Raw genomic sequence first — 22,120 nt, 5'->3', positions numbered from 1 at the left:
TTTCATGTCCGTGCGTTTCCAGCTGCCACATCCCGGTAAGGCTCGTAAGCATTGGTAAGCCCGCTGGCCGGCGCTGGCGGGCGATGCGACCCTTGCGCACCTTGACGGTCGATTGACCGGTGCGGGAGCCACCGCATCCCCCTCAACCACTGGCAGGAGAAATCACATGGTTCATTACAAGACCCGCCGGGTCGTGCTTGCCACGGGCGGCCTGCTGGCCGCGCTGGCCGCCGCCACGGCCTTCCTGTGCGTCCGTCCGGCGATCCCGGCGGCCGAAGCCGCGCAATCGGGCACCCTGGGCGCGGCCGCCGCCGCGGCGGCGACGCTGGCGCTGGATTCGGGCGCGCTGTTCACGCTAGCCGACCGCCATGCCGGCGATGCCATGCGCATCGCCGACAGCGGCGCGCCGCCGGACGGCGCCGAGGGCCTGGACTGGGACTACGTCCAGCTGCGCCTGTAAGCCGGCGCCAAGCCACGCCATGCAAAAGGCCGCGCACGTGCGCGGCCTTTTGCATGCTGGGTCGGTCCAGCGCTTGCGCGTCTTCAGCGAGATACCGGCCGCTTGCCGAGCTTGCGCTGCAAGGTGCGCCGGTGCATGTTCAGCGCCCGCGCGGTGGCGGAGATATTGCCGCCGTGCTCGGCCAGCACGCGCTGGATATGTTCCCACTCCAGCCGCGCCACCGACAGCGGCACCGGTTCTTCCAGCGCGGCCTGCGCCGCGTCTTCCGACACGCCCGCCATCAGCGCGGTCAGGATCGAATCGACATTGGCCGGCTTGGCCAGGTATTCGTCGGCGCCCTGCTTGACCGCCGCCACCGCGGTGGCGATGCTGGCGTAGCCGGTCAGGATCAGGATGCGCGCGTCGGGCAGGGCCTGGCGCAGCGGCGCCACCAGCTGCAGCCCGGACTCGGCGGGGGCGGTGCTGCCGGCTTCGGGCGGCGGCTCCAGGTGCAGGTCCAGCGTGACGTAGGCAAAGTCGGTGCGCGCCGCCAGCGCCAGCGCGGTGCGGCCGTCATGCGCCACCGCCACGGCATAGCCGCGGCGCGTCAGCGCGCGCGCCAGCGCGCCGGCAAAGACTTCGTCGTCGTCGATCACCAGGAAGGGCGTGCCGGCCGGTGCGGTGGCTTCGGGTACCGGGGTGAGGGGTTCGGTCATAAGGCAGAAGGCACGGTGGCGGCGGCAGCCGCCGAGGTGGAAAGCGTGGAGAGCGCGGGCAGGCGCAGTTCGGCGACGGTGCCGCCGCCCGGGCGGTCATGCCAGGCGAGTTCGCCGCCCATCTGCCGGGCGGCGCTTTGCGCCAGGTACAGTCCGATGCCCTGGCCGCCGTGCTGGCTGGCCACCGGGGTCTCGCCGAGCTGGCCGCGCAGCGCTTCGGGGATGCCGTCGCCATGGTCGGCGACGCGGAACGACAGCCACGGCGCGGTGTTGCCCGGGGCCATGGCGATCTGCAACTGCAGCGGCTGCGCGCCGCGCCCGGCGGCCTGCTGGCTGCGCGCGGCGTTGTCGAGCAGGATGGTCAGGATCTGGCCCACGCGCGCGCTTTCAACCTCCTGCGCGCCTGCGCCCGGCGTGGCCACGGCCTGCAGGCTGGCATTGGGATGGCGCAACTGCCAGCGTTCGGCAAAGGCCGGCAGCCAGCCGTCGATGCGCTGCGGCGCCAGCGTGGCCGGGTCTTCGCGCAGCCGCGCCAGGGTCGAGCGGCACAGCGCCAGCTGCTGCTCCATGGTCTGCAGGTCGGGCAGGTAGCCGCTGATGGCGGCGGCGCCGCGGCCGGCGTCGGAGGCATCGGCGCGCAGCTCGCCGGCAATCACCGCCAGCGTCGCCAGCGGCGTGCCGATTTCATGCGCGACCGCGGCGGCCTGGCCGTTCAGGTCTTCGACGCGCGCTTCGCGCAGCAGTTGCTCGCGCGCCAGGTTCAGTTGTGCCTCGCGCTGGCGCAGCACCCCTGACAGGCGCGCCACGAACAGCGCGATCATCACCGCGCTGGCGACAAAGTTCAGCCACATGCCGGCCAGGTGGTAGGTCACCGCGTTGTCCGGGTTGTGCAGGTCCAGCGGCACGTATTCGATCAGCAGCACCGTGTAGCAGGCCAGCGCGTACAGCGCCAGCGCAATCACCTGGCGCCACGGCAGGATGGCGGCGGCGATGGCCAGTCCCGGCAGGTAGAACGAGACGAACGGGTTGGTGGCGCCGCCGGTATAGAACAGGATCGCCGACAGCGCGGTCAGGTCGACCAGCAACTGGCCCATCAGCTCGGCCTCGCCGGGCGCGCTGTTGCGCCGCGTGTGCTGGCGCAGCCGCAGGCCGGTGAGCAGGTTGAACAGCGCCTGCAGCCCCAGCACCACCAGCAGCGGCGTGTAGGGGAGGCGGATGCCGGCAATCGGCTCGCACACCAGCACGGTCAGCGCCTGTCCGCCCAAGAGCGCCCAGCGCAGCCAGAACAGCCGGCGCAGCGTCACCTGGCCATGGCGTGCCGAAGTGCCGGCCGGCAGGGGCGACAGGAACGGGAAGTCAGGCAGGCGGGTCACGGCTGGGGCGGGGCGCATGGCGCGAGTGTATCAATGCCGCCGCGGGGTGCCGGCGCGTGCGACACCTTGCCGCATTGGCGGGCCGCCGCAACGGCTGCCAGACTGGCTGGTTGCGCGGTCGGGCGCGCGTGCCCGGCGGCCACGCCGGCCACGCCGGTCACAGGCAGGGCGGTCCTCGCCATGGTCTAATGTCTGCTTTCAGGAGAGCCTTTGATGCAAGCCAAGTTCCGCCCGGCCACGCTGGCCGCTTCCTTCGCCCTGGCCGCCACGCTGGCATCGGGCGCCGCGCTGGCCCAGGTCGATGTCAGCAACGCCTGGGTGCGCGGCACGGTGCCGACCCAGACCGCCTCCGGCGCCTTCATGGTGCTGCATGCGCACCAGGACGCGAAGCTGGTCGGCGTGTCGTCGCCGGTGGCGGCGGCCGAGCTGCACGAGATGAAGATGGAAGGCAACGTGATGCGCATGCGGCAGATCAAGTCACTGGACCTGCCCAAGATGCAGAACGTCGAACTGAAGCCGGGCGGCTACCACGTAATGTTGATGGACCTGAAGGCCCAGCTCAAGCCCGGCGACACCGTGCCCATCACGCTGAAGATCGAGCAGGGCGGCAAGGTGGTCGAGCAGAAGGTCACGGCCGAAGTGCGCAGCATGGTGCCGGCTGCCGCCGGCGGTCACGCCGGGCACGGCGACCACAAGCACTGAGCAACAACTGACGCGGCGGGGCGGCCGGCTCCGCGCCCTCAGCCGCGCAGGCTGATCGGCTCGTCCGACTCCGGGCTCGACGCCGCCGCCAGCACGCGCTCGCGCAGCCAGGCGTGGGCGGGATCGGCCTCGGTGCGCTGGTGCCAGATCATGCTGAAGGTGAAGTCGTCGAGCGCGAACGGCGGCGCGAACACGGCGTAGCGCGGGTCGTCCTCGAGCGCTGCCAGGCTGCGCCGGGCGGTGGTCAGCACCAGGTTGGTCCCGGCGATCAGCGCCGGCGCCACGCTCCAGTGCGGCACCACGCAGGCGATCTTGCGCCGCCCCCCCAGTTTGGCCACGGCCGTGTCGATGGCATCCATGCGTTCGCTGTGCGTGGCGACCAGCACGTGCGAGCGCGCCAGGTAGGCCACCTGGTCGAGCCGGCCGGTATCGCGCACGGTGGCGGCATCGACCGCGCAGGCATAGCTTTCGCGGAACAGCTCGGCCGACTGCACGCCTTCGGGCTGGTGGCTGAACACCCCCAGCGCCATGTCGATCTCGCCATCGGACACCTGCGCGGTCATGCCTTCGCGGCTGGCCTGCGACACCACCAGGTCGATATTGGGCGCGGCCTTGCGCACCGCGCGCAGCAGTCGCGGCAGCACCACCAGCGCGCCGTAGTCGGACATCGCCAGCCGGAAGCTGCGCCGCGCGGTCGCCGGCTGGAAGCCGCTCGGCCCCAGCAGGATGCGCACCTGCGCCAGCGCCTCGGCCAGCGGCCCCGACAGCTCGTGCGCGCGCGCGCTCAGCACCAGACCGCCCTTGCCGCGCACCAGGATCGGATCATCGAGCAGTTGCCGCAGGCGCCCGAGCGCATGGCTGACCGCCGGCTGGCTCAGGTGCAGCCGCAGCGCGGCGCGGGAGATATGGCGCTCCGCCAGCAGCGCTTCCAGCACCACCAGCAGGTTGAGGTCGATTCCGCGTAGGCTATTCATTCGGCGAATATTAAACGTACGAAAGCAGAATTGGAAATTCGCAAAGCGATATTTCAAACTGCTGGCATCGCATCTTGCCCTATGGAGCGCGCCATGTCAGGCACCCAGCTGTCGTTTTCGATCCCGTCATCGCTCTGGCTGCCGCTTGGCACCGCCGTGCTGGCCGGTGCCGCGATCCCGTTCCAGGCCGGGGCCAACGCCACGCTCGGGCGCATGCTCGGCCATCCGCTGTCGGCGACGCTGGTGTCGCTGCTGGTCAGCCTGGTGGCCCTGCTGCCGGTGCTGTGGCTGATGCGGGTGCCGCTGCCGTCGCCGGCGGCACTGGCCCAGGCGCCGGCCTGGCTGTGGAGCGGCGGGGTGCTGGGGGTGTTCTATATCTCGGCCGCGCTGATCATGGCGCCCCGGCTGGGCGCCGCCGGCTTTATCGCGGCGGTGGTGGCCGGGCAGGTGCTGGCGGCACTGCTGGTGGACCAGTTCGGCCTGGCCGGGTTTGCGGTGCGCGCGCTGACGCCGGCGCGTGTGGCCGGGGCCGCACTGATCGTGGCCGGGATGCTGGCGATGCAGTGGGACAGCGGGGCGGCAGCCGGGCCGGCGCGTCAGCCGACCGCCGGATCGGGCCCGGAATCGGGGGTGGAATCCGGCGCCTGACCCGCCTGTCGCCGGGCCGCCAGGCAGGCCGGACACAGGCAGTGCTGGCCCGGCACGATCTGCCGCGCCGGCAGCAGCGGCTGGCTGGCGCACCAGCACTCGGGCAGTCCCGCCACGTAGCCGCAGACGAAGCCGGCGCCGCAGCGGCTGCAATGTTCGACCGGACGCAACTGCCCGGTCAGCACCGCGGTGGCGTCGCTCATGGCTGCCTCCGCGGTGCTGGCGGGATGGACAGATTTCGGTCAGGCGAGCGGCGGATGACGGCGGACATGATGGCAAGGATTCGGGAACACTGCGCCGCGGCACCGGCCAAATCGCTGAGAGGCGGCCGGGAAGCGGGCAAGGAAGCGAGCCGAGAACGCGGCGCGCCTGTTGCATGGACGGAACGCGCCGGTGCCCCGCAGGCCGCTTGCGGCCGGTTCGCCGCGCCCCGTTGGGCCGGCGCGCTTTCGCCCCGCGCGGTTTCTTGTAAAATCGGCGCCTGCCGTGGCCGGATGGCGCACTTTCGGGCGATCCCCGGGGGCGATCCGTCGGGCTTCCCCCCGGGGACGCAGCGGCTTAGCCATCATACCTGTTGATACTCACGGATGTCCCCCATGAACGCCGACAACCCTGGGCCTGCCGCGACCGCGGTGGCCGCCATCGCTCCCGCACTGAAGGCCGAGATCCTCGCCGAGGCCCTGCCGTATATCCGCAAGTTCCACGGCAAGACCATCGTGGTCAAGTACGGCGGCAATGCCATGACCGAAGAGAAGCTCAAGCACGGCTTCGCGCGCGACGTGATCCTGCTGAAGCTGGTCGGCATGAACCCGGTGGTGGTGCACGGCGGCGGACCGCAGATCGACGAGGCGCTGAAGAAGGTCGGCAAGGTCGGCACCTTCGTGCAGGGCATGCGCGTCACCGACGAAGAGACCATGGAAGTGGTCGAGTGGGTGCTGGGCGGTGAAGTCCAGCAGGACATCGTGATGCTGATCAACCAGTACGGCGGCCAGGCCGTGGGCCTGACCGGCAAGGACGGCGGCCTGATCCGCGCCAAGCGCCTGCAGATGCCCGACCGCGAAAACCCGGGCGCGTTCATCGACATCGGCTACGTCGGCGATATCGAGGCGATCAACCCGGCGGTGGTCAAGGCGCTGCAGGACGACGCCTTTATCCCGGTGATCTCGCCGATCGGTTTCTCCGACGACGGCCAGGCCTACAACATCAACGCCGACGTGGTCGCCGGCAAGATGGCCGAGATCCTCAAGGCCGAGAAGCTGGTGATGATGACCAATATCCCGGGCGTGATGGACAAGAAGGGCAACCTGCTGACCGACCTGTCCGCGCGCGAGATCGAGGAGCTGTTCGCCGACGGCACCATCTCGGGCGGCATGCTGCCGAAGATTTCGTCGGCGCTGGACGCGGCCAAGAGCGGCGTGCATTCGGTGCACATCATCGACGGCCGCATCGAGCATTCGCTGCTGCTGGAAATCCTGACCGAGCAGGCCTTCGGCACCATGATCCGCTCGCACTGAGCGGACCCCCGCAGCGGCGCCGGCCCCGGCCGGCCGCTGCGGCATATCCCACCACCCTCCGAGCTGCCCGGCGTGCCTTCCAGTCTTCCCTCACCGCGCCGTGTCCGCGCTCGCCTCCGCCGCCGTCCCGCGGGCGATACCTCGGGCGGCACGGTCTGGCTGTTCGATCTCGACAATACGCTGCACGACGCCTCGCACGCGATCTTCCCGGCGATCAACCGGCTGATGACCGCCTACGTGGCGCGCGTGCTCGGCTGCGACGAGGCCACCGCCAGCCGCGTGCGCGTGGACTACTGGCAGCGCTACGGCGCTACGCTGCTCGGCATGATTCGCCACCACGGCGTCGACCCGGCGGATTTCCTGCGCGCCGCGCATGAATTCCCGGCGCTGGCCGAGATGGTGCGGGTACGGCGCGGACTGGCCGCGCACCTGCGGCGCCTGCCCGGGCGCAAGATCCTGGTCACCAACGCACCGCAGGACTATGCGCGCGCGGTGCTGGAAATCGCGGGCATCCGGCACTGCTTCGAGCGCGTGGTGGCGATCGAGCAGATGTGGGTGCACGGCCACCTGCGGCCCAAGCCGGACCGCCGCATGCTGCGCCGGCTGCTGGCGCAGGCGCGCATCGCGCCGCATCGCGCGGTGCTGGTGGAAGACACCGTGTCGCATCTCAAGCGCTATGCCGGCACCGGCATCCGCACCGCGTGGGTGACCGGCTACCTGCGCACGGTCGCGCCTTCGCGCCCCCACGTGGTGCCCGCCGCGCCCGCCGCCGCACATGACGACGGCAGCCGCCGCGACGCCGCGGTGCGCTCGACGCTGCAGGCCGAGGACCGCCGCCATGCCGGCCACGCGGTGCAGGAGCGCTCGGTAACGCTGGTGGCCGCCGAGACCCAGGCGCCGCAGGCGCAGCCCGGCAACGTGCCGCGGGTGCGCGCGCGCGTGCCGAACCGGCCGGCCTATGTGGACATAAAAGTACAATCGATGCATCAACTCCAACGACGAATGCGGAGAACCGGGTCATGACGCAAAGCAACGGGCGCGAACCAGAGGCGGTCATCACGGGCAGCGCGCAGGACGCCGACCTGCAGCCGGCGCTGCCGGCGCGCAAGCGTCCGCGCCCCGGCGAGCGCCGCGTGCAGATCCTGCAGACGCTGGCCACCATGCTGGAGCACCCGCGCGGGGAGAAGATCACCACCGCCGCGCTGGCCGCGCGCCTGAGCGTGTCCGAGGCCGCGCTGTACCGGCATTTCGCCAGCAAGGCGCAGATGTACGAGGGGCTGATCGGCTTTATCGAGCAGACCGTGTTCGGCCTGATCAACCAGATCACCGACAAGGAAGAGCACGGCCTGCGCCAGGCGCACGCGATCGTGCGCATGCTGCTGTCGTTCGCGGAAAAGAACCCCGGCATGACGCGCGTGCTGACCGGCGAGGCCCTGGTGGGCGAGCACGAACGGTTGCAGGAGCGCATCAACCAGGTGGTGGACCGCATCGAGGCTTCGCTGCGCCAGTGCCTGAAGGTGGCGGTGACCCAGGCCGCGTTTCCGGCGGATGCCGATATTCCCGCGCGCGCCGCGCTGATCATGGCGGCGGTGCAGGGCCAGTGGCACCGCTATGCCAAGAGCGGTTTCCGCAAGTCGCCGTCGGACCATGCCGAGGCGCATCTGCGCGTGCTGCTGGGCTGAATGCAACCTGCCGTGCCGATTGCTCTATAATTGCCCGGTCGCGCCGATTTGATGACTGGCTTGCGGGCGCGCGGCAGCCAAGGACAGGGTCCGATGGCTTGCCACTATAAATGCGGCTAAAGAGGTTGGGTCGGCGCCCCATGCCACCACGGCAGTGGATGGCGCCGGCACGCGGAATCCCGCAAGGAATCCAGCGAATCCCGACTTGGCTGCGACGCTTGATACGCAAATGCCGGTCGGGTTTTTTTATGCCCGTTCGCCACGGGCCGGATTCCATGACTGATGTCGCCCTGCCGACCGCCGCGCCTGCCGCGTTCGACCTGCCGCCGGATTCGGTCGGCGTGGTCGCGCCGCAGCGCATGCACTTTGCCGAGCCGCTGAAGCTGCGCAACGGCTCGTCCATCGCCGGCTACGACCTGATGGTCGAGACCTACGGCACGCTCAACGCGGAGCGCTCCAACGCCGTGCTGGTCTGCCACGCGCTCAACGCCTCGCACCATGTCGCCGGCGTCTATGCCGAAGACCGGCGCGACGTGGGCTGGTGGGACAACATGGTCGGTCCCGGCAAGCCGCTCGATACCAACCGCTTCTTCGTCATCGGCGTCAACAACCTGGGCTCGTGCTTCGGCTCGACCGGGCCAATGAGCCTGAACCCGGCCACCGGCGCACCTTATGGCGCGGCCTTTCCGGTGGTCACGGTGGAAGACTGGGTCAATGCGCAGGCGCGCGTGGCCGACGCCTTCGGCATCACGCAGTTTGCCGCGGTGATGGGCGGCAGCCTGGGCGGCATGCAGGCGGTGGCATGGAGCCTGATGTACCCGGAGCGCCTGCGCCACTGCATCGTGATCGCCTCCACGCCCAAGCTGTCGGCGCAGAACATCGCCTTCAACGAAGTGGCGCGCAGCGCGATCCTGTCGGACCCGGACTTCCACGGCGGCAACTACTACGCGCACGGGGTCAAGCCCAAGCGCGGCCTGCGCGTGGCGCGCATGATCGGCCATATCACCTACCTGTCGGACGAGGACATGGCCGAGAAATTCGGCCGCGAGCTCAAGAGCGAGGACATCCGCTTCTCGTTCGACGTCGAGTTCCAGGTGGAAAGCTACCTGCGCTACCAGGGCGACAAGTTCGCCGAGTACTTCGACGCCAACACCTACCTGCTGATCACGCGTGCGCTCGACTACTTCGATCCCGCGCTGGCCCACGGCGGCGACCTGACGCGGGCGATGGCGCAGACCAAGGCCAGCTTCCTGGTGGCCAGCTTCGGCACCGACTGGCGTTTCGCGCCCAGCCGCAGCCGCGAGCTGGTCAAGGCGCTGCTGGACAACAAGCGCCCGGTCTCGTACGCCGAGATCGATGCGCCGCACGGCCACGACGCCTTCCTGCTCGACGACCCGCGCTATCACAACCTGATGCGCGCCTACTACGACCGCATCGCGCAGGAGATCGGCGCATGAATGCCCTGGCCAATCCCAATATCCTGGCGCTGCGCCCCGACTTCCGCGCCATTGCGCGCTGGGTCGAACCCAATTCCACCGTGCTCGACCTCGGCTGCGGCGACGGCAGCCTGCTGCGCGTGCTGCAGGACGAGCTCGAGGTGCAGGCCTACGGCATCGAGATCCGCGACGAAGGCGTGCTGGCCTGCGCGCAGAAGGGCGTGCATGTCATCCAGCAGAACCTGGAAGGCGGGCTGGCGCTGTTCGAGGACAAGAGCTTCGACACGGTGATCCTGTCGCAGACGCTGCAGACCATCCACAACACCGCGCAGGTGCTGCGCGACACGCTGCGGGTGGGGCGCGAGTGCATCGTCTCGTTCCCGAACTTCGGCTACTGGCCGCACCGGCTGTCGGTGTTCCGCGGCCGCATGCCGGTGTCGGAATCGCTGCCTTACCAGTGGTACAACACCCCCAACGTGCGCGTGCTGACCATCAGCGACTTCGAAGCGCTTGCCCCCAAGGTTGGCCTGCGCGTGATCGACCGCGTCGTGATGCACGAAGGCGTGACCGTCAACTGGGGCGTCAACTGGCGCGGCAGCCTGGCGGTGTACCGGGTCTGCGCCGCCTGAGCCGGGTGAGCGGAGTGAGCGGGGCGAGCGCCTAGCCCGGCAGCGCGCCGGCCTGGTATTGCGCCGCGAACTCCGCCGACGGCGGGATCGGCTTGATGATGTCGATCAGCACGCCGTTGGGATCGGCGGTGATGAAATGCCGCTGGCCGAAGGCCTCGTCGCGCAGCGGCTGCAGGATCGGCAGCCCGGCCGCGCGCAGGCGCTCATGGACGGCATCCGGGTCCTCCACCTCGAAATTCAGCAGCAGTCCCTGCGCGCGCTGGCCGCGGGCCGGCGCGGGTATGGTCTGGTGGCTGCCGTCGAGCACGGCGAGGTTGACCGACGGTTCGCCCGCCAGCTGCAGGTGGACGTACCAGTCGCTGGCGAACAAGGCCGTGAAACCGAAATGCTGCTGGTAGAACGCGGCCGTCCCGGCCACGTCGGCGGTCATGATGACCGGGTAATAGCTGGTGACTTTCATGCGGGGCTCCTGGTCAAAAAATACATGCAGACTGTATGTAAATCGATATTAAGATACAGGCTGTATGTTTGCAAGGAACCCGAACGTGGCCCGCACCAACCGTGAACGTACCGAAGCCACGCGCCAGGCCCTGGCGGATGCCGCCCGCGCCCTGTTCGTCAGCCGCGGCTACGCCGAGACCTCGACGCCTGACGTCTGCGCCGCCGCCGGCATCACGCGCGGCGCGCTGTACCACCATTTCGCCGACAAGCGCGACCTGTTCCGCCACGTGCTGGCCGCGGAAGCCGCGGCTGTCGCCGCCGATATCGAAGCCGCCACGCCGCCGGGGCGGGATCCTGCCGAGGCGCTGCTCGGCGGGGCGCAAGCCTATCTGCAGGCGATGACGGTGCCCGGACGTACCCGCCTGCTGCTGGTGGAGGGGCCGGCGGTGCTGGGATTGCGCGAGATGCTGGCCCTCGACGAGGCCAACGCGGCCCGCACCTTGCGCGAGGGGCTGGAGGCGGCGGGCGTGGCGGCCGGCGGCGTGGCGCCGCTGCTGTCGGCGGCCTTCGACCGCGCCGCGCTGGAGATCGAGGCCGGCGCCGATGCCGGCCGCGTGCGCGACGCGATGCTGTGGCTGCTGCAGCGGGTACTCGGCCAGGGCGGGCGCTAAGCCCGGCCACCCCCAACGAATCCTCAACGCGGCGCGTCGCCGGCGCTGGCAGCCAGGTGGTCGACAAAGGCCCGCACCTTGGGCGGCACGTGCCGCGTCGGCGTGTACACCGCGTACGCCGTGCCGATGTAGGGTTCGAGGATGTCCCAGTCGCCCAGCACGGTGACGACCCGGCCCCGCTCCAGCGCGTCGCCCAGCGAGAAATCCGGCACCAGCCCGATGCCGGCATCGCGCTCCACCATGCTCATGATCGCCAGGCTGTTGTTCAGGGTCAGGCGCGGCGGGATGCGGACCTCCACCCTGTCGCCGCCGGCGTGGTGGCGCAGCGTCCAGCGCTCGCCGAAGTTGCCGTAGCCGAGGTACAGGCAGCGCGCGGCCGGCAGCTCGGCCGGTGTGGGCGGCGCGCCATGGCGCGCCAGATAGCCGGGCGAGGCCACCAGCCGGTAGCGCACCTCGCGCAGCGGGCGCGCCGCCAGGCCGGGGGCCAGTTCGCGCGCGATGCGCACGGCCACGTCGAGGCCCTCTTCGACCAGGTCGACCATGCGGTCGGCCAGCGTCAGCTGCAGGTCCAGCCCCGGGTATTTCGCCAGCAACGGCGGCAGCCGCGGCGCCAGCCAGGCTTGCCCGAACGACACCGGCGCGCTCACGCGCAGCACGCCGTGCGGCGCGCAGCCGTGTTCGCCGGCGAGCGCGGTGACCTCGCGCGCGGCGGCGCTCATGCGCGCGCAGGCGGCGTAGACCGACTGGCCCAGCTCGGTCAGCGCGAACGCGCGCGTGGTCCGCTGCAGCAGGCTCGCGCCAAGCCGGGCCTCGAGCCGGGAGACATGGCGGCTGACCGCCGACGGCGTCATGCCAAGATCCTGAGCGGCAGCCGAGAAGCTGCCGCACTCGACCACGCGCGCAAACACCGCCATCGCATTGAGTGGCGCATCCAGCATGCCGTATCTCCTGTCTTTGACCTGTCGTCAAATACTAATTGAGTTACCGCCACATTGTTGACTTCCGTGACGAGTGGAACAATGCGGCCATTGGTTAAACCGGAGTTCCTCATGCCTTCGCAACAATCCCGGCCGGGTGGCACCTGGCGCATGGCCGCCGCCATGGTGCTGTCGGGCACCATCGGCTGGTTCGTGGTGACCAGCGGCCAGCCGCCGCTGGATGTGGTGTTCTTCCGCTGCCTGTTCGGCGGCGCCGCGCTGCTGGGCGTGCTGACCTTGCAGCGCGGCTGGGTGCGGATGTCCCGCGCCCAGGCCGGCTGGCTGGTGCTGGGCGGCGTCACGCTGGTGCTCAACTGGCTGGCGCTGTTCTCGGCGTACGCGTACAGCGGCATTGCCATCGCCACGGTGGTCTACCACACCCAGCCGTTCTTCCTGCTGCTGCTGACATCGGTGCTGCAGCGCGAGCCGTTCCCGTTCGCGCGGCTGCCATGGCTGTTGCTGGCCTTTGCCGGCGTCATGCTGATCACCGGGCTGGAGCCCGGCGCCGGCGGCGCGTCGATGCTGGCCGGCATCGGCCTGGGCCTGCTGGCGGCACTGCTGTACGCCGTGACGACGCTGGCCACGCGGCGGCTGCAGGCGATCCCGCCGGGACAGATCGCCGGGCTGCAGATGGTGCTGGGCGTGCTGATGCTGGCGCCGCTGGCGCATCCGGCGGCGGGCAGCTATGGCGGCGCCACCTGGGCCGCGCTGCTGGCGCTCGGGCTGGTGCATACCGGCGTGATGTACACGCTGCTGTATGGCGCCTTCCAGCGGCTGTCAGTGGTGTCGATCGCCACGCTGTCGTTTATCTACCCGCTGGTGGCGATCGTCATCGACGTGATGGTGTTCGGGGTGGTGCTGGGGCCGCTGCAGGTGGCCGGCATGGCGCTGGTGCTGCTGGGCGTGGTTGCCAACCAGCTCGGCTGGACGGTGCCGTTGCGGCGGCGGGCGCCGGGATGACGCGAGGGTGTGGTCGGGCGCGGCCGGGCACACGGCTGCGCTTGACCGGAATGCTGACTACGGTTAGTGTAGGCAGCTAGCGAACGATCGTTCTATTCCAACGAGACCCAGCCTGCTTCCGCCATGTCCACTGCGCCCCAGATCCACGCCGCCGCTGCCGCCAGCCAGCTCCATCCCTTCGACGACGCGCTGGCGCTGGTGCCGGCCGGCGAGCACCGTTTCCAGGGCCGCACCACGCCGGCGTACTGGAACATGATCGGCCCGTTTGGCGGCATCACGGCCGCCACGCTGCTGCAGGCGGCGATGGACCACCCGCAGCGCCTGGGCGAACCGGTCTCGCTGACCGTCAACTTTGCCGGCCCCATTGCCGAGGGGCCGTTCGAGATCGAGGCGCGTCCGGTCCGCACCAACCGCTCGACCCAGCACTGGACCCTGGAACTGCGCCAGGGCGATGCCGTGGCCACCACCGCCACCGCGATGTTCGCGGTGCGGCGCGACACCTGGGCCTGCGGCGAAGCGGTGATGCCGGAGGTGCCGGCCGCCGACGCGCTGCCGGCCATGGGCGGGTTTGCGCCGGTGCGCTGGCTCAAGGCCTACGACATGCGGCCGGTGCGCGGCGCCAAGCCCATCGCCGAGGCCGGCACCGAACACCCGGACAGCCTGACCCAGTTCTGGCTGCGCGACGCGCCGGCGCGCACGCCGGACTTCGCCGCGGTGGCGGCGTGGGCCGACAGCTTCTACCCGCGCATCTTCCTCAAGCGCGCGGGCTTCGTGCCGGCCGGCACGGTGTCGATGACCACGTACTTCCATGCCGATGCGGCCACGCTGGCCGCGCTGGGCCACAGCCATGTGCTGGCCAGCGCGCAGGCGCAGGTGTTCCGGCAGGGCTTCTTCGACCAGCGCGCGCAGCTGTGGAGCGCCGCGGGCGAGCTGATCGCCAGCTCGCACCAGATCGTCTACTACAAGGAATAAGTCAGGCCGCTCAGGCCACCGCTTCGCGCGCCTGGGCCTCGTAGCGGTGCACGGTGTGGCGCATCGCCCAGAGCAGCATCACGCCGGGCAGCGCCACCGCCACGGTGCCGAGATAGAACGGCGCCCAGCCCCAGGCCTCGACCATATAGCCCGACGTGGGCCCCACGTAGACCCGGCCCACCGACGCCAGCGCCGACAGCAGCGCGTACTGCGTGGCCGAGAACGAGCGGTTGCACAGCGTCATCAGCAGCGCGACGAAGGCCGCCGTGCCCATGCCGCCGCACAGGTTCTCGACCGCGATGGTCGCGCCCATGGTCCACAGGTGCGGCGGGGTTACCGCCAGGATCCAGTAGCCCAGGTTGGACACGGCCTGCAGCACGCCGAACAGCATCAGCGAGCGGTACAGGCCCAGCCGCACCATCAGCGTGCCGCCGAACAGCGCGCCTAGGATGGTGGCGGCCAGCCCCAGGGTCTTGTTGACGATGCCGACCTCGCCCGCCGAGAAGCCCGCGCCGCGGATCAGGAAGGTGGTCGACAAGCTGCCGGCGAAGGCGTCGCCAAGCTTGTACAGCACGATCAGCAGCAATAGCCACCACGCGCCCGGGCGCGCGAAGAAGTCGCGCAGCGGGCCCACCACCGCCTCTTCCAGCGAGCGCGGCGCGCGCGCGGGCACATCGGGTTCCGGCGCCCACAGCAGCGTCAGGATGCCCACGCCCATCAGCGCCGCCATCAGCAGGTAGGTCTGCTGCCAGCCCAGCACGCGGTCCGCCAGCCACAGCGCCAGGCCGCCCGAGACCAGCATCGCCAGCCGGTAGCCCAGCACCTTGACCGCGGCGCCGGCGCCGCGCTCGGCCGGGCGCAGCACGTCGGTACTGTAGGCGTCGAAGACGATGTCCTGCGAGGCCGACAGGAACGCCACCAGCGTGGCCAGCGCCGCCAGCATCCACAGCGCCTGCTGCGGCGGGCAGAACGCCATGCCGGCGATGCCCAGCACCAGCCCCACCTGCGTCACCAGCAGCCAGCCGCGCCGGCGCCCCATCAGCGGCGGCGTGTAGCGGTCCATCAGCGGCGCCCACAGGAACTTGAAGATATAGGCCTGGCCCACCAGCGAGAAAAAGCCGATGGTCTTGATATCCAGCCCTTCGACCGTCATCCACGCCTGCAGGGTGCCGGAGGTCAGCGCCAGCGGCAGGCCGGAGGCGAAGCCCAGCATCAGCATGGCGCCGATGCGGCGGTTGCGGAAGATATCGAGATAGGTCTGGAAATTCATGGATGGGGCGGCCGTGTGCCGCCCGCGCGGCTGCGCGGGCGCCGTGTATTATTGCACCACCTGTTTGCCACTCTCCGATTGCGCCCAAGGAATCGTCCATGCGTCGCCGCCTGCAAGGTGTTCAAGGTCCCTCCCGACTGCGGCTGGCCCGTGCGCTGGCGCTGGCCGCGGTCGTGCTGCCGCTCGGCTGGAGCGCGCCGGCGCCGGCGCAGCCGCAGGACGGCAGTGCCGGCGGTATCCGGCTGAACCCCGGCGGCTCGGCGGTGCGCAACATCGTGCCGGCCGAGGTGATCGAGCAGCAGGCGCTGCAGGAGTACGATCAGCTCAAGCAGGAGGCCATCGCCAAGCGCGCCCTCGCGCCCGACAACCACCCGCAGCTGGTGCGCCTGCGCGCCATCGGCAAGCGGCTGCTGCCGCAGACCGCACGGTGGAATGAGCGAGCGCGCCAATGGCAGTGGGAGATCAACCTGATCGGCTCGAAGCAGGTCAACGCCTTCTGCATGCCGGGCGGCAAGATCGCCGTCTATACCGGGCTGCTCGACCAGCTCAAGCTGACCGACGACGAAGTCGCCATGGTGATGGGGCACGAGATCGCCCACGCGCTGCAGGAGCATGCGCGCGAGCGCGCCGCCAAGTCCGAGATCACCAACCTGGGCGCCAACGTGATCTCGCAGCTGTTCGGCTTCGGCAACCTCGGCAATATGGCGTTGGGCACGGGCGCGCACCTGCTCACGCTGCGCTTCTCACGCTCGGACGAGTCCGAGGCGGACCTGATCGGCATGGACGTGGCCGCGCGCGCCGGCTACGACCCGCGCGCGGCGGTGTCGCTGTGGCAGAAGATGGGCAAGGTCTCGCAGTCCGGGGCCGAGTTCCTGTCGACCCATCCGTCCGGGCGCAGCCGCATCGCCGACCTGGAGAAGCATCTGCCCGAGGTGCTGCCGCTGTACGCGCGCGCGATCCATACCACGGTCGACAAGCTGCCGCCTTACCGCCCCAATATGGCGGGGCTGGGCGATGCGCCAGTGGATGCCGGCGACGAGGACCGGCAAAAGCCGCTGAAGCGCTGAACGGCGTTTTGGCACCCCGCGCCGCCTTCGGGGGCATCGCCCTGATGGCTTGAAACCGGCGCCGGGACAATGCGACAACCTCAGGGGACCCGCATGAGCCTGAACCGCATGAGCCCGTCGGAGCAGCGGGCCGCGTATATGCTGATCTTCGCCGGCTGCGAGGCCGAGCCGGACCGCTTTACCAGCGACCTGCCGGTCAGCTCCGAAGTCTGGCTGCTGTATGCGTCCGGCGAATCGTTCGAGGTGCCGCGCGGCCTGCTGCTGACCCCGCACCACGGCGCCGGCATTGCCGCGCTGCGCGCCGCGGTGCTGCGGCGCCTGCCCGCGCTGGCCGATCCGGCAGCGGACGAAGCCGGTGCGCGCTTCCTTGCCGCCAATGAATCCCACCTGCTGGCACAGATCGATTTCTTCGACATGCTGCGCCTGCTGCCGCTCACCGCCTGGTGGCAGCGCGAGGTGCGCGTGCCGATGGCCGCCATCAGGTGGACACCGGCCGCGCGCAGCGCGCTGGCGCTGAGCCTGACCGGCGATGCGCTGGTGCGCTGGCTGGGCGAGTCGGTGCTGGCCCATGTCGGCAGCGAGGCGGCGCTGGCGCGCTTCAAGGACATCGGCTACACCGCGGCGCGTACCCGCTTCGGCGGCCTCGCCGCGCCGGCCGGGCAGGCGCTGGGACGGCTGGTCAATGTCGCCGCGCAGTACGTCGCGCTGACGCTGCTGGGCCTGCGCGACGACAGCTTCCCGCCCGGGGGCCTGACGCGGCGCGTCACGCAGGCCAGCCGCCAGGTCCTGGAGACGCTGTGGGACTGCCTGCGGCAGGATCATGCGGAGGCCGCCACGCCAGCTGCAGGAATGGCTGCCGGAGATGTCGCCGATGCCGCCGCCATCGCCCCGCTATGGCGCATCTCAGTCAACCGGCCGGCCGAGCATGCGGTGTTCGCCTCGCGCAAGACCGTGAAGGCCGATGCGGCCATCCGCGTGTTCGATACCGGCGGGCAGGGCGTGCGCTGGGCGGTGATCGATTCCGGCATCGATGCGCGCCATCCGGCCTTCTTCGATCCGCTAAAGCTGGACGGGCCGCTGCCGGTGCGCGACGGGCTGATCGCGCCGCGCCTGTCGCGCGTGGTCAGGACCCTGGACTTCACGCGCCTGTCGGCGATCACCAGTGGCCGCCTGCCACCCATGCCCAAGGGCAAGCGCGGCCCCGGCGAGGCCGAGCTGCGGCAGCGTGTCGCCGCGATTGCCGAGGACCTGGCCCATGGCCGCATCATCGACTGGTCGGTGATCGAGCCCCTGCTCGAAATCAGCCACGATGACCCGGCGCAGTATGTGGCGCCCGGCGGCAGCCACGGCACGCATGTGGCCGGCATCATCGGCGCCGGCTGGCCGTCGTCGGCCTACCTGGTGCGGCCGGACCCGATGCCGCTGCCGCCCGAGCTGGCGGAGGCCGGCGAGGTCAGCGGCATCTGCCCGCGCATCGAACTGCTCGACCTGCGCATTTTCGACGCGCAGGGCAGGGGCGACGAGTTCGGCATCCTGGGCGCGCTGCAGTACGTGCGCTGGCTCAACCAGAGCCGCGACCGGCAGTCGGTGCACGGCATCAACCTGAGCGTGGCGCTGCGCCACGACGTACGCAGCTACGCCTGCGGCAGCACGCCGGTGTGCGTCGAGTGCGACCGCCTGGTGGCCAGCGGCGTGATCGTGGTGGCGGCGGCGGGCAACTACGGCTACGACGAGGCCTTCGCCGCCGAACACATGGGCGCCGGCTTCCGTGGCCAGACCATCACCGATCCCGGCAATGCGCGCGCCGTGATCACGGTGGGCGCGACCCACCGCACCGATCCCTACCGCTTCGGCATCTCCTACTTTTCCAGCCACGGCCCTACCGGCGATGGCCGCATCAAGCCCGACCTGGTCGCGCCGGGGGAGAAGATCACCTCGACCGTGCCCGGCGGCACGCTGGCATCGATGGACGGCACCAGCATGGCGGCGCCCCATGTGTCCGGCGTCGCGGCACTGCTGCTGTCGCGCAACAATGAACTGATGGGCCAGCCCGAGACCGTCAAGACCATCCTGTGCGCCGCCGCCACCGACCTGGGGCGCGAGCGCGCCTTCCAGGGGGCCGGGCTGGTCGACGCGCTGCGCGCGCTGCAGCGCGTGTAAGCGGCGGCCGCGAGGTCCAACAAAAAAGCCGGCAGTGCCGGCTTTTTTGACGTGCGGGAACGGCAGGCTTCAGGCGCGCAGTCCGCTGGCCTCGTCGGCGCCCACATGCACGTTCATGCATTGCACCGCCGCGCCGGCCGCGCCCTTGCCCAGGTTGTCCAGGCGCGCCACCAGGTTCAGGCGCTCGGCGTTGCCGAACACGAACAGGTCGACGCGGTTGGTATCGTTGTTGGCCTGCACATCGAAGAAACCGCCGTCGAGATTGTCGGCGCTGTTGTACGGCATCACGCGCACGAACTGCTCGCCTTCGTAGTGCTGGCGATAGATCTCGACGATCTGCTCGGGGCTGACCTTGCGCGCCAGGCGCTCGGCGAACACGGGCACCGTCACCGCCAGGCCCTTCAGGAAATTGCCGACGATGGGGTTGAAGATCGGCGCCTGCGTGAGGCCAGCCTGCACGCGCATTTCCGGCAGGTGCTTGTGCTCCAGGCCCAGTGCGTACGGGCGCGGGCTATCCAGCTTCGGGTTACCGCCGGCTTCGAACTCGGCAATCATCGATTTGCCGCCGCCGCTGTAGCCGGTCAGCGAGAACGCCGACAGCGGGTAGTCGGCCGGCAGCACGCCGGCATCCACCAGCGGACGCACCGCCAGCACGAAGGCGCTGGCATGGCAACCCGGCACCGCGATGCGCTTGCTGGCGCGGATCTTGTCGCGCTGGCCGCGCGCCAGTTCGGGCAGGCCGTAGGCCCAGTTGTCGGCGGTGCGGAACGCCGTGCTGGCGTCGATCACGCAGGTGTTGGGGTTGGTCACCAGCGACACCGCCTCGCGCGAGGCCACGTCGGGCAGGCACAGGAAGGCGACGTCGGCGGCGTTCAGGAAGCGTGCTCGTTCGGCCGGGTCCTTGCGCTTGTCTTCGGCAATGCGCAGCAGTTCCACGTCGGCACGACCGGAAAGATAGTCAAGCAGCCGGAGACCGGTGGTGCCTTCCTGACCATCGACGAACACTTTGAAAACCATGGCTGACTCGCTCTTTGAAATGCGGGAATGCGAAACCTCTCCTGCCAGGCGCAGGGGCGAACCCGCATTGTAGCGGGGATGGGTGCCTGTCGCAGGGGTTTGTACCGATTGGAGTCCCGCGCTTTGGCACAGTTCGCGGCTTGCGGGATTTAACCTACTAGGTTAGTTTACATGGAGAAGGGGACGGCGCATTACCCGCTGTGGCGGGTCCGCGAGCTAGTGGCGGCCAGACAAGTCACGCTGACACGATCTGCGCGCGATGGGGCCGCGGCGCTCGGGTTCGACATGGCCGGGTTGCTTGACGCAATCGAGGCGTTAAAGCCGTCCGACTTCTACAAGAGCATGACCACCCATGCAGACCATACTGTCTGGCAGGACGTGTACCGTCCCCTGACGCGGTATGGCTGGGTCTACCTCAAGCTGACCGTGAGCGCAGGCCTGCTGGTCGTGACGTTCAAGGCACGATGAACGGAGTTGCACAATGAGATGTCCGACCTGCGGCGGTGCCGAGCTGGTGGCTGGTGTCCGGGATGTTCCACACACCTATCGCGGTGAAACCACCGTGATTGAGCAGGTCCGCGGCGAATTCTGCTCGGCGTGTGGAGAATACCTGACTGACTTCGAGGAGAGTGACCGCGTAATGAAGCGGATGAACGCATTCAACCGAGAGGTCAACGCGGCATTCGTCGATCCGGCCTATATCGTCAGCGTGCGCAAGAAACTGCGCCTGGACCAGCGCGAGGCAGGAGAGATATTTGGCGGTGGTGTCAACGGCTTCTCCCGCTACGAAACCGGCAAGACCAAACCTCCGCTGGCCCTCATCAAGCTCCTGAAGCTGCTCGACCATCACCCGGAGCTCCTCGCGGAAATCCGGGCGGCCTGAGCCCGCTGTCAGAGCGGAAAGTTATAGTCGATCGACAGCGGCGCGTGGTCGCTGAACTTCTCGTCCTTGTAGATCGAGCACAGCTGCGCGGTGTCGGCGATCTTCGGCGTGGCGAGGTGGTAGTCGATGCGCCACCCCACGTTCTTGGCATAGGCCTGGCCGCGGTTGCTCCACCATGTGTACTGGTCCGGACGCGGATCCAGCTTGCGGAACACGTCGACATAGCCGTGCACGTCGAACAGCTCGCCGATCCAGGCGCGCTCTTCCGGCAGGAACCCTGAATTCTTCAGGTTGCCCTTCCAGTTCTTGATGTCGATTTCCTTGTGCGCGATGTTGACGTCGCCGCACAGCACGATCTCGCGCCCGCTCGCCTTCAGCTGCAGCAAATGCGGCAGGAACGCTTCCATGAAGCGGAACTTGGCCAGCTGGCGTTCCTCGCCGCTCGAGCCGGAAGGCACGTACACCGAAATCACCGCCAGGTGCGGATACTGCACTTCCACATAGCGGCCCTCGCTATCGAATTCGGCATTGCCGAAACCGGTGAGGACCCGCTCGGGCTTGTGGCGCGTGTAGAGCCCGACACCGCTGTAGCCCTTCTTCTCGGCGTAATGGAAGAAGCCGTGGTAGCCATGTGGCGCCAGGAACGCTTCCGTCATGTCGGCGGCCTGCGCCTTCAGTTCCTGCACGCAGACCATGTCTGCGTCCTGCTTGCCCATCCAGTCGAAAAAGCCCTTCTTCGACGCGGAGCGGATGCCGTTGAGGTTGGCGCTGATAATCCGTAACATTCGGGGAAATTTTGAATTCAGAGAGAAATGATGACGCAGCAGAACCCGGCCGCCCTTAGTGCAGATAACGCTGGCAATGACCTCAGCCAGACCTTTATTCGCTTTGCGCTCGACGCGGGCGTGCTGTCGTTCGGCGAGTTCGTCACCAAGGCCGGGCGCAAGTCGCCTTACTTCTTCAATGCCGGCCTGTTCAACCAGGGCGGCATGCTGGGCCAGGTGGCGCAATTCTATGCGAAAACCCTGCTGGCCTCGGGCGTGCAGTTCGACGTGCTGTTCGGGCCGGCGTACAAGGGCATCACCCTGGCGTCGGCGACGGCGGTGGCGCTGGCCGGCATGGGACGTGATGTCGGCTTCGCCTACAACCGCAAGGAAGCCAAGGACCATGGCGAGGGCGGCACGCTGGTCGGGGCGAAGCTGCAGGGCAAGGTGGTGATCGTCGACGACGTGATCTCCGCCGGCACCTCGGTACGTGAGTCGGTGAACCTGATCCGCGCGGCCGGCGCCGAGCCCGCCGCGGTGCTGATCGCGCTGGACCGCATGGAAAAGAGCGGCACTGCCGAGCAGGTCGGCACCCATTCGGCGGTGCAGGACGTGCAGCGCGAATTCGGCATCCCGGTGATCGCCATCGCCAGCCTGAAGGACCTGCTGGCCTATCTCGATGCCTCGCAGGACCCGGCCCTGGGCGCCTCGCGCGAGGCGGTGGCGGCCTATCGTCAGCGCTACGGCGTCTGAAACCGTTGTAGAGATCGGGCGCTGGCAGGCAGCGCCCGAGGCTTGGCCGGTAGGCACACGGCTGACTTTCTG

General features: G+C 69.3%; 25 protein-coding genes. 16 read left to right on the top strand and 9 right to left on the bottom strand.

Annotated features, from left to right (window positions below):
* The first annotated feature begins 166 nt into the window (after nt 1-166).
* Nucleotides 167-460, top strand: a complete 294-nt coding sequence (locus tag GA0116996_RS26890) for a hypothetical protein (RefSeq protein ID WP_092317863.1) — start codon at nt 167-169, stop codon at nt 458-460.
* An 83-nt stretch (nt 461-543) separates the two neighbouring features.
* Here the strand turns inward: GA0116996_RS26890 and GA0116996_RS26885 are convergent, their stop codons facing one another.
* Both GA0116996_RS26885 and GA0116996_RS26880 read right to left on the bottom strand, forming a co-directional pair.
* Nucleotides 544-1,155, bottom strand: coding sequence for a response regulator transcription factor (locus GA0116996_RS26885; RefSeq protein WP_092317860.1), 612 nt, complete (start codon nt 1,153-1,155; stop codon nt 544-546).
* Nucleotides 1,152-2,546 carry an ATP-binding protein gene (locus GA0116996_RS26880; RefSeq protein ID WP_092317857.1) on the bottom strand — a complete coding sequence of 465 codons (1,395 nt, stop codon included), beginning with the start codon at nt 2,544-2,546 and terminating at the stop codon, nt 1,152-1,154. The genes GA0116996_RS26885 and GA0116996_RS26880 overlap by 4 nt, the downstream gene beginning before the upstream one ends.
* A 195-nt stretch (nt 2,547-2,741) precedes the next feature.
* Here GA0116996_RS26880 and GA0116996_RS26875 point away from each other — a divergent pair, with 195 nt between their 5' ends.
* Nucleotides 2,742-3,230, top strand: coding sequence for a copper chaperone PCu(A)C (locus GA0116996_RS26875; protein WP_092317854.1), 489 nt, complete (start codon nt 2,742-2,744; stop codon nt 3,228-3,230).
* Between the two features lie 38 nt (nt 3,231-3,268).
* On the opposite strand, the gene GA0116996_RS26870 is transcribed toward GA0116996_RS26875, so the two are convergent.
* Nucleotides 3,269-4,204, bottom strand: a complete 936-nt coding sequence (locus GA0116996_RS26870; protein ID WP_092317850.1) for a LysR family transcriptional regulator — start codon at nt 4,202-4,204, stop codon at nt 3,269-3,271.
* Nucleotides 4,205-4,297: 93 nt separating this feature from the next.
* Here GA0116996_RS26870 and GA0116996_RS26865 point away from each other — a divergent pair, with 93 nt between their 5' ends.
* Nucleotides 4,298-4,852 carry a DMT family transporter gene (locus tag GA0116996_RS26865; RefSeq protein ID WP_092317902.1) on the top strand — a complete coding sequence of 185 codons (555 nt, stop codon included), beginning with the start codon at nt 4,298-4,300 and terminating at the stop codon, nt 4,850-4,852.
* Here the strand turns inward: GA0116996_RS26865 and GA0116996_RS26860 are convergent.
* Nucleotides 4,801-5,055: a cysteine-rich CWC family protein gene (locus GA0116996_RS26860; RefSeq protein ID WP_092317847.1), complete on the bottom strand. Its 255-nt coding sequence runs from the start codon at nt 5,053-5,055 to the stop codon at nt 4,801-4,803. The two genes, GA0116996_RS26865 and GA0116996_RS26860, sit on opposite strands and share 52 nt — an antisense overlap.
* Nucleotides 5,056-5,448: 393 nt before the next feature.
* On the opposite strand from GA0116996_RS26860, the gene argB reads away from it, so the two are divergent.
* The 5 genes from argB (at nt 5,449) to metW (ending at nt 10,113) form a co-directional block, all read left to right on the top strand.
* Complete coding sequence (gene argB, locus GA0116996_RS26855) at nt 5,449-6,366, top strand: acetylglutamate kinase (RefSeq protein ID WP_039008462.1); 918 nt, start codon at nt 5,449-5,451, stop codon at nt 6,364-6,366.
* Nucleotides 6,367-6,438: 72 nt separating this feature from the next.
* Nucleotides 6,439-7,389 carry a pyrimidine 5'-nucleotidase gene (locus GA0116996_RS26850; protein ID WP_092317845.1) on the top strand — a complete coding sequence of 317 codons (951 nt, stop codon included), beginning with the start codon at nt 6,439-6,441 and terminating at the stop codon, nt 7,387-7,389.
* Nucleotides 7,386-8,048 (top strand): nucleoid occlusion factor SlmA, encoded by a 663-nt coding sequence (gene slmA, locus GA0116996_RS26845; protein ID WP_092317843.1) that lies wholly within the window; start codon nt 7,386-7,388, stop codon nt 8,046-8,048. Before GA0116996_RS26850 ends, slmA begins: the two co-directional genes overlap by 4 nt.
* Nucleotides 8,049-8,323: 275 nt before the next feature.
* Entirely contained in the window at nt 8,324-9,505 is a 1,182-nt protein-coding gene (metX, locus tag GA0116996_RS26840; protein ID WP_092317841.1) for a homoserine O-succinyltransferase MetX, read from the top strand.
* Nucleotides 9,502-10,113, top strand: coding sequence for a methionine biosynthesis protein MetW (gene metW / locus GA0116996_RS26835; protein ID WP_092317838.1), 612 nt, complete (start codon nt 9,502-9,504; stop codon nt 10,111-10,113). The genes metX and metW overlap by 4 nt, the downstream gene beginning before the upstream one ends.
* Nucleotides 10,114-10,144: 31 nt before the next feature.
* Here the strand turns inward: metW and GA0116996_RS26830 are convergent, their stop codons facing one another.
* Nucleotides 10,145-10,573, bottom strand: coding sequence for a VOC family protein (locus tag GA0116996_RS26830; RefSeq protein WP_092317834.1), 429 nt, complete (start codon nt 10,571-10,573; stop codon nt 10,145-10,147).
* A gap of 64 nt (nt 10,574-10,637) precedes the next feature.
* Between GA0116996_RS26830 and GA0116996_RS26825 the strand changes: the two genes are divergently transcribed.
* Complete coding sequence (locus tag GA0116996_RS26825; RefSeq protein ID WP_092317831.1) at nt 10,638-11,225, top strand: TetR/AcrR family transcriptional regulator; 588 nt, start codon at nt 10,638-10,640, stop codon at nt 11,223-11,225.
* Between the two features lie 23 nt (nt 11,226-11,248).
* Here GA0116996_RS26825 and GA0116996_RS26820 read toward each other — a convergent pair whose 3' ends face one another.
* Nucleotides 11,249-12,163, bottom strand: a complete 915-nt coding sequence (locus tag GA0116996_RS26820) for a LysR family transcriptional regulator (protein WP_092317828.1) — start codon at nt 12,161-12,163, stop codon at nt 11,249-11,251.
* A gap of 111 nt (nt 12,164-12,274) precedes the next feature.
* Between GA0116996_RS26820 and GA0116996_RS26815 the strand changes: the two genes are divergently transcribed.
* A complete protein-coding gene (locus tag GA0116996_RS26815) occupies nt 12,275-13,162 on the top strand; it encodes a DMT family transporter (protein ID WP_092317825.1) in 888 nt (295 codons plus the stop codon).
* 123 nt (nt 13,163-13,285) lie between these two features.
* The gene (locus GA0116996_RS26810; protein WP_092317822.1) at nt 13,286-14,134 is read left to right on the top strand and encodes an acyl-CoA thioesterase; all 849 of its coding nucleotides are present in this window, start codon (nt 13,286-13,288) and stop codon (nt 14,132-14,134) included.
* A gap of 10 nt (nt 14,135-14,144) precedes the next feature.
* Here the strand turns inward: GA0116996_RS26810 and GA0116996_RS26805 are convergent, their stop codons facing one another.
* On the bottom strand, nt 14,145-15,404 hold the full coding sequence (locus GA0116996_RS26805) for a muropeptide transporter (RefSeq protein WP_092317819.1): 1,260 nt from the start codon (nt 15,402-15,404) through the stop codon (nt 14,145-14,147).
* Nucleotides 15,405-15,502: 98 nt separating this feature from the next.
* Here GA0116996_RS26805 and GA0116996_RS26800 point away from each other — a divergent pair, with 98 nt between their 5' ends.
* Nucleotides 15,503-16,471, top strand: coding sequence for a M48 family metallopeptidase (locus GA0116996_RS26800; RefSeq protein ID WP_092317816.1), 969 nt, complete (start codon nt 15,503-15,505; stop codon nt 16,469-16,471).
* A gap of 93 nt (nt 16,472-16,564) precedes the next feature.
* Nucleotides 16,565-18,631, top strand: a complete 2,067-nt coding sequence (locus tag GA0116996_RS26795) for a S8 family peptidase (protein WP_092317813.1) — start codon at nt 16,565-16,567, stop codon at nt 18,629-18,631.
* A 69-nt stretch (nt 18,632-18,700) separates the two neighbouring features.
* Here the strand turns inward: GA0116996_RS26795 and argC are convergent, their stop codons facing one another.
* Entirely contained in the window at nt 18,701-19,648 is a 948-nt protein-coding gene (gene argC, locus GA0116996_RS26790; RefSeq protein ID WP_092317810.1) for an N-acetyl-gamma-glutamyl-phosphate reductase, read from the bottom strand.
* 171 nt (nt 19,649-19,819) lie between these two features.
* Here argC and GA0116996_RS26785 point away from each other — a divergent pair, with 171 nt between their 5' ends.
* The gene (locus tag GA0116996_RS26785) at nt 19,820-20,116 is read left to right on the top strand and encodes a type II toxin-antitoxin system MqsR family toxin (protein ID WP_092317807.1); all 297 of its coding nucleotides are present in this window, start codon (nt 19,820-19,822) and stop codon (nt 20,114-20,116) included.
* 13 nt (nt 20,117-20,129) lie between these two features.
* The gene (locus tag GA0116996_RS26780) at nt 20,130-20,531 is read left to right on the top strand and encodes a type II TA system antitoxin MqsA family protein (RefSeq protein ID WP_092317804.1); all 402 of its coding nucleotides are present in this window, start codon (nt 20,130-20,132) and stop codon (nt 20,529-20,531) included.
* A gap of 8 nt (nt 20,532-20,539) precedes the next feature.
* On the opposite strand, the gene GA0116996_RS26775 is transcribed toward GA0116996_RS26780, so the two are convergent.
* Nucleotides 20,540-21,316 carry an exodeoxyribonuclease III gene (locus GA0116996_RS26775; protein ID WP_092317801.1) on the bottom strand — a complete coding sequence of 259 codons (777 nt, stop codon included), beginning with the start codon at nt 21,314-21,316 and terminating at the stop codon, nt 20,540-20,542.
* A 27-nt stretch (nt 21,317-21,343) separates the two neighbouring features.
* On the opposite strand from GA0116996_RS26775, the gene pyrE reads away from it, so the two are divergent.
* Nucleotides 21,344-22,048, top strand: a complete 705-nt coding sequence (gene pyrE / locus GA0116996_RS26770) for an orotate phosphoribosyltransferase (RefSeq protein WP_092317798.1) — start codon at nt 21,344-21,346, stop codon at nt 22,046-22,048.
* Nucleotides 22,049-22,120: the final 72 nt, after the last annotated feature.

Origin of the sequence: Cupriavidus alkaliphilus (assembly GCF_900094595.1) — a bacterium.
Classification (GTDB): Bacteria; Pseudomonadota; Gammaproteobacteria; order Burkholderiales; family Burkholderiaceae; genus Cupriavidus; species Cupriavidus alkaliphilus.
The sequence above is the reverse complement of the archived record's forward strand: the minus strand, read 5'-3'. Positions and strand labels throughout refer to the sequence as shown.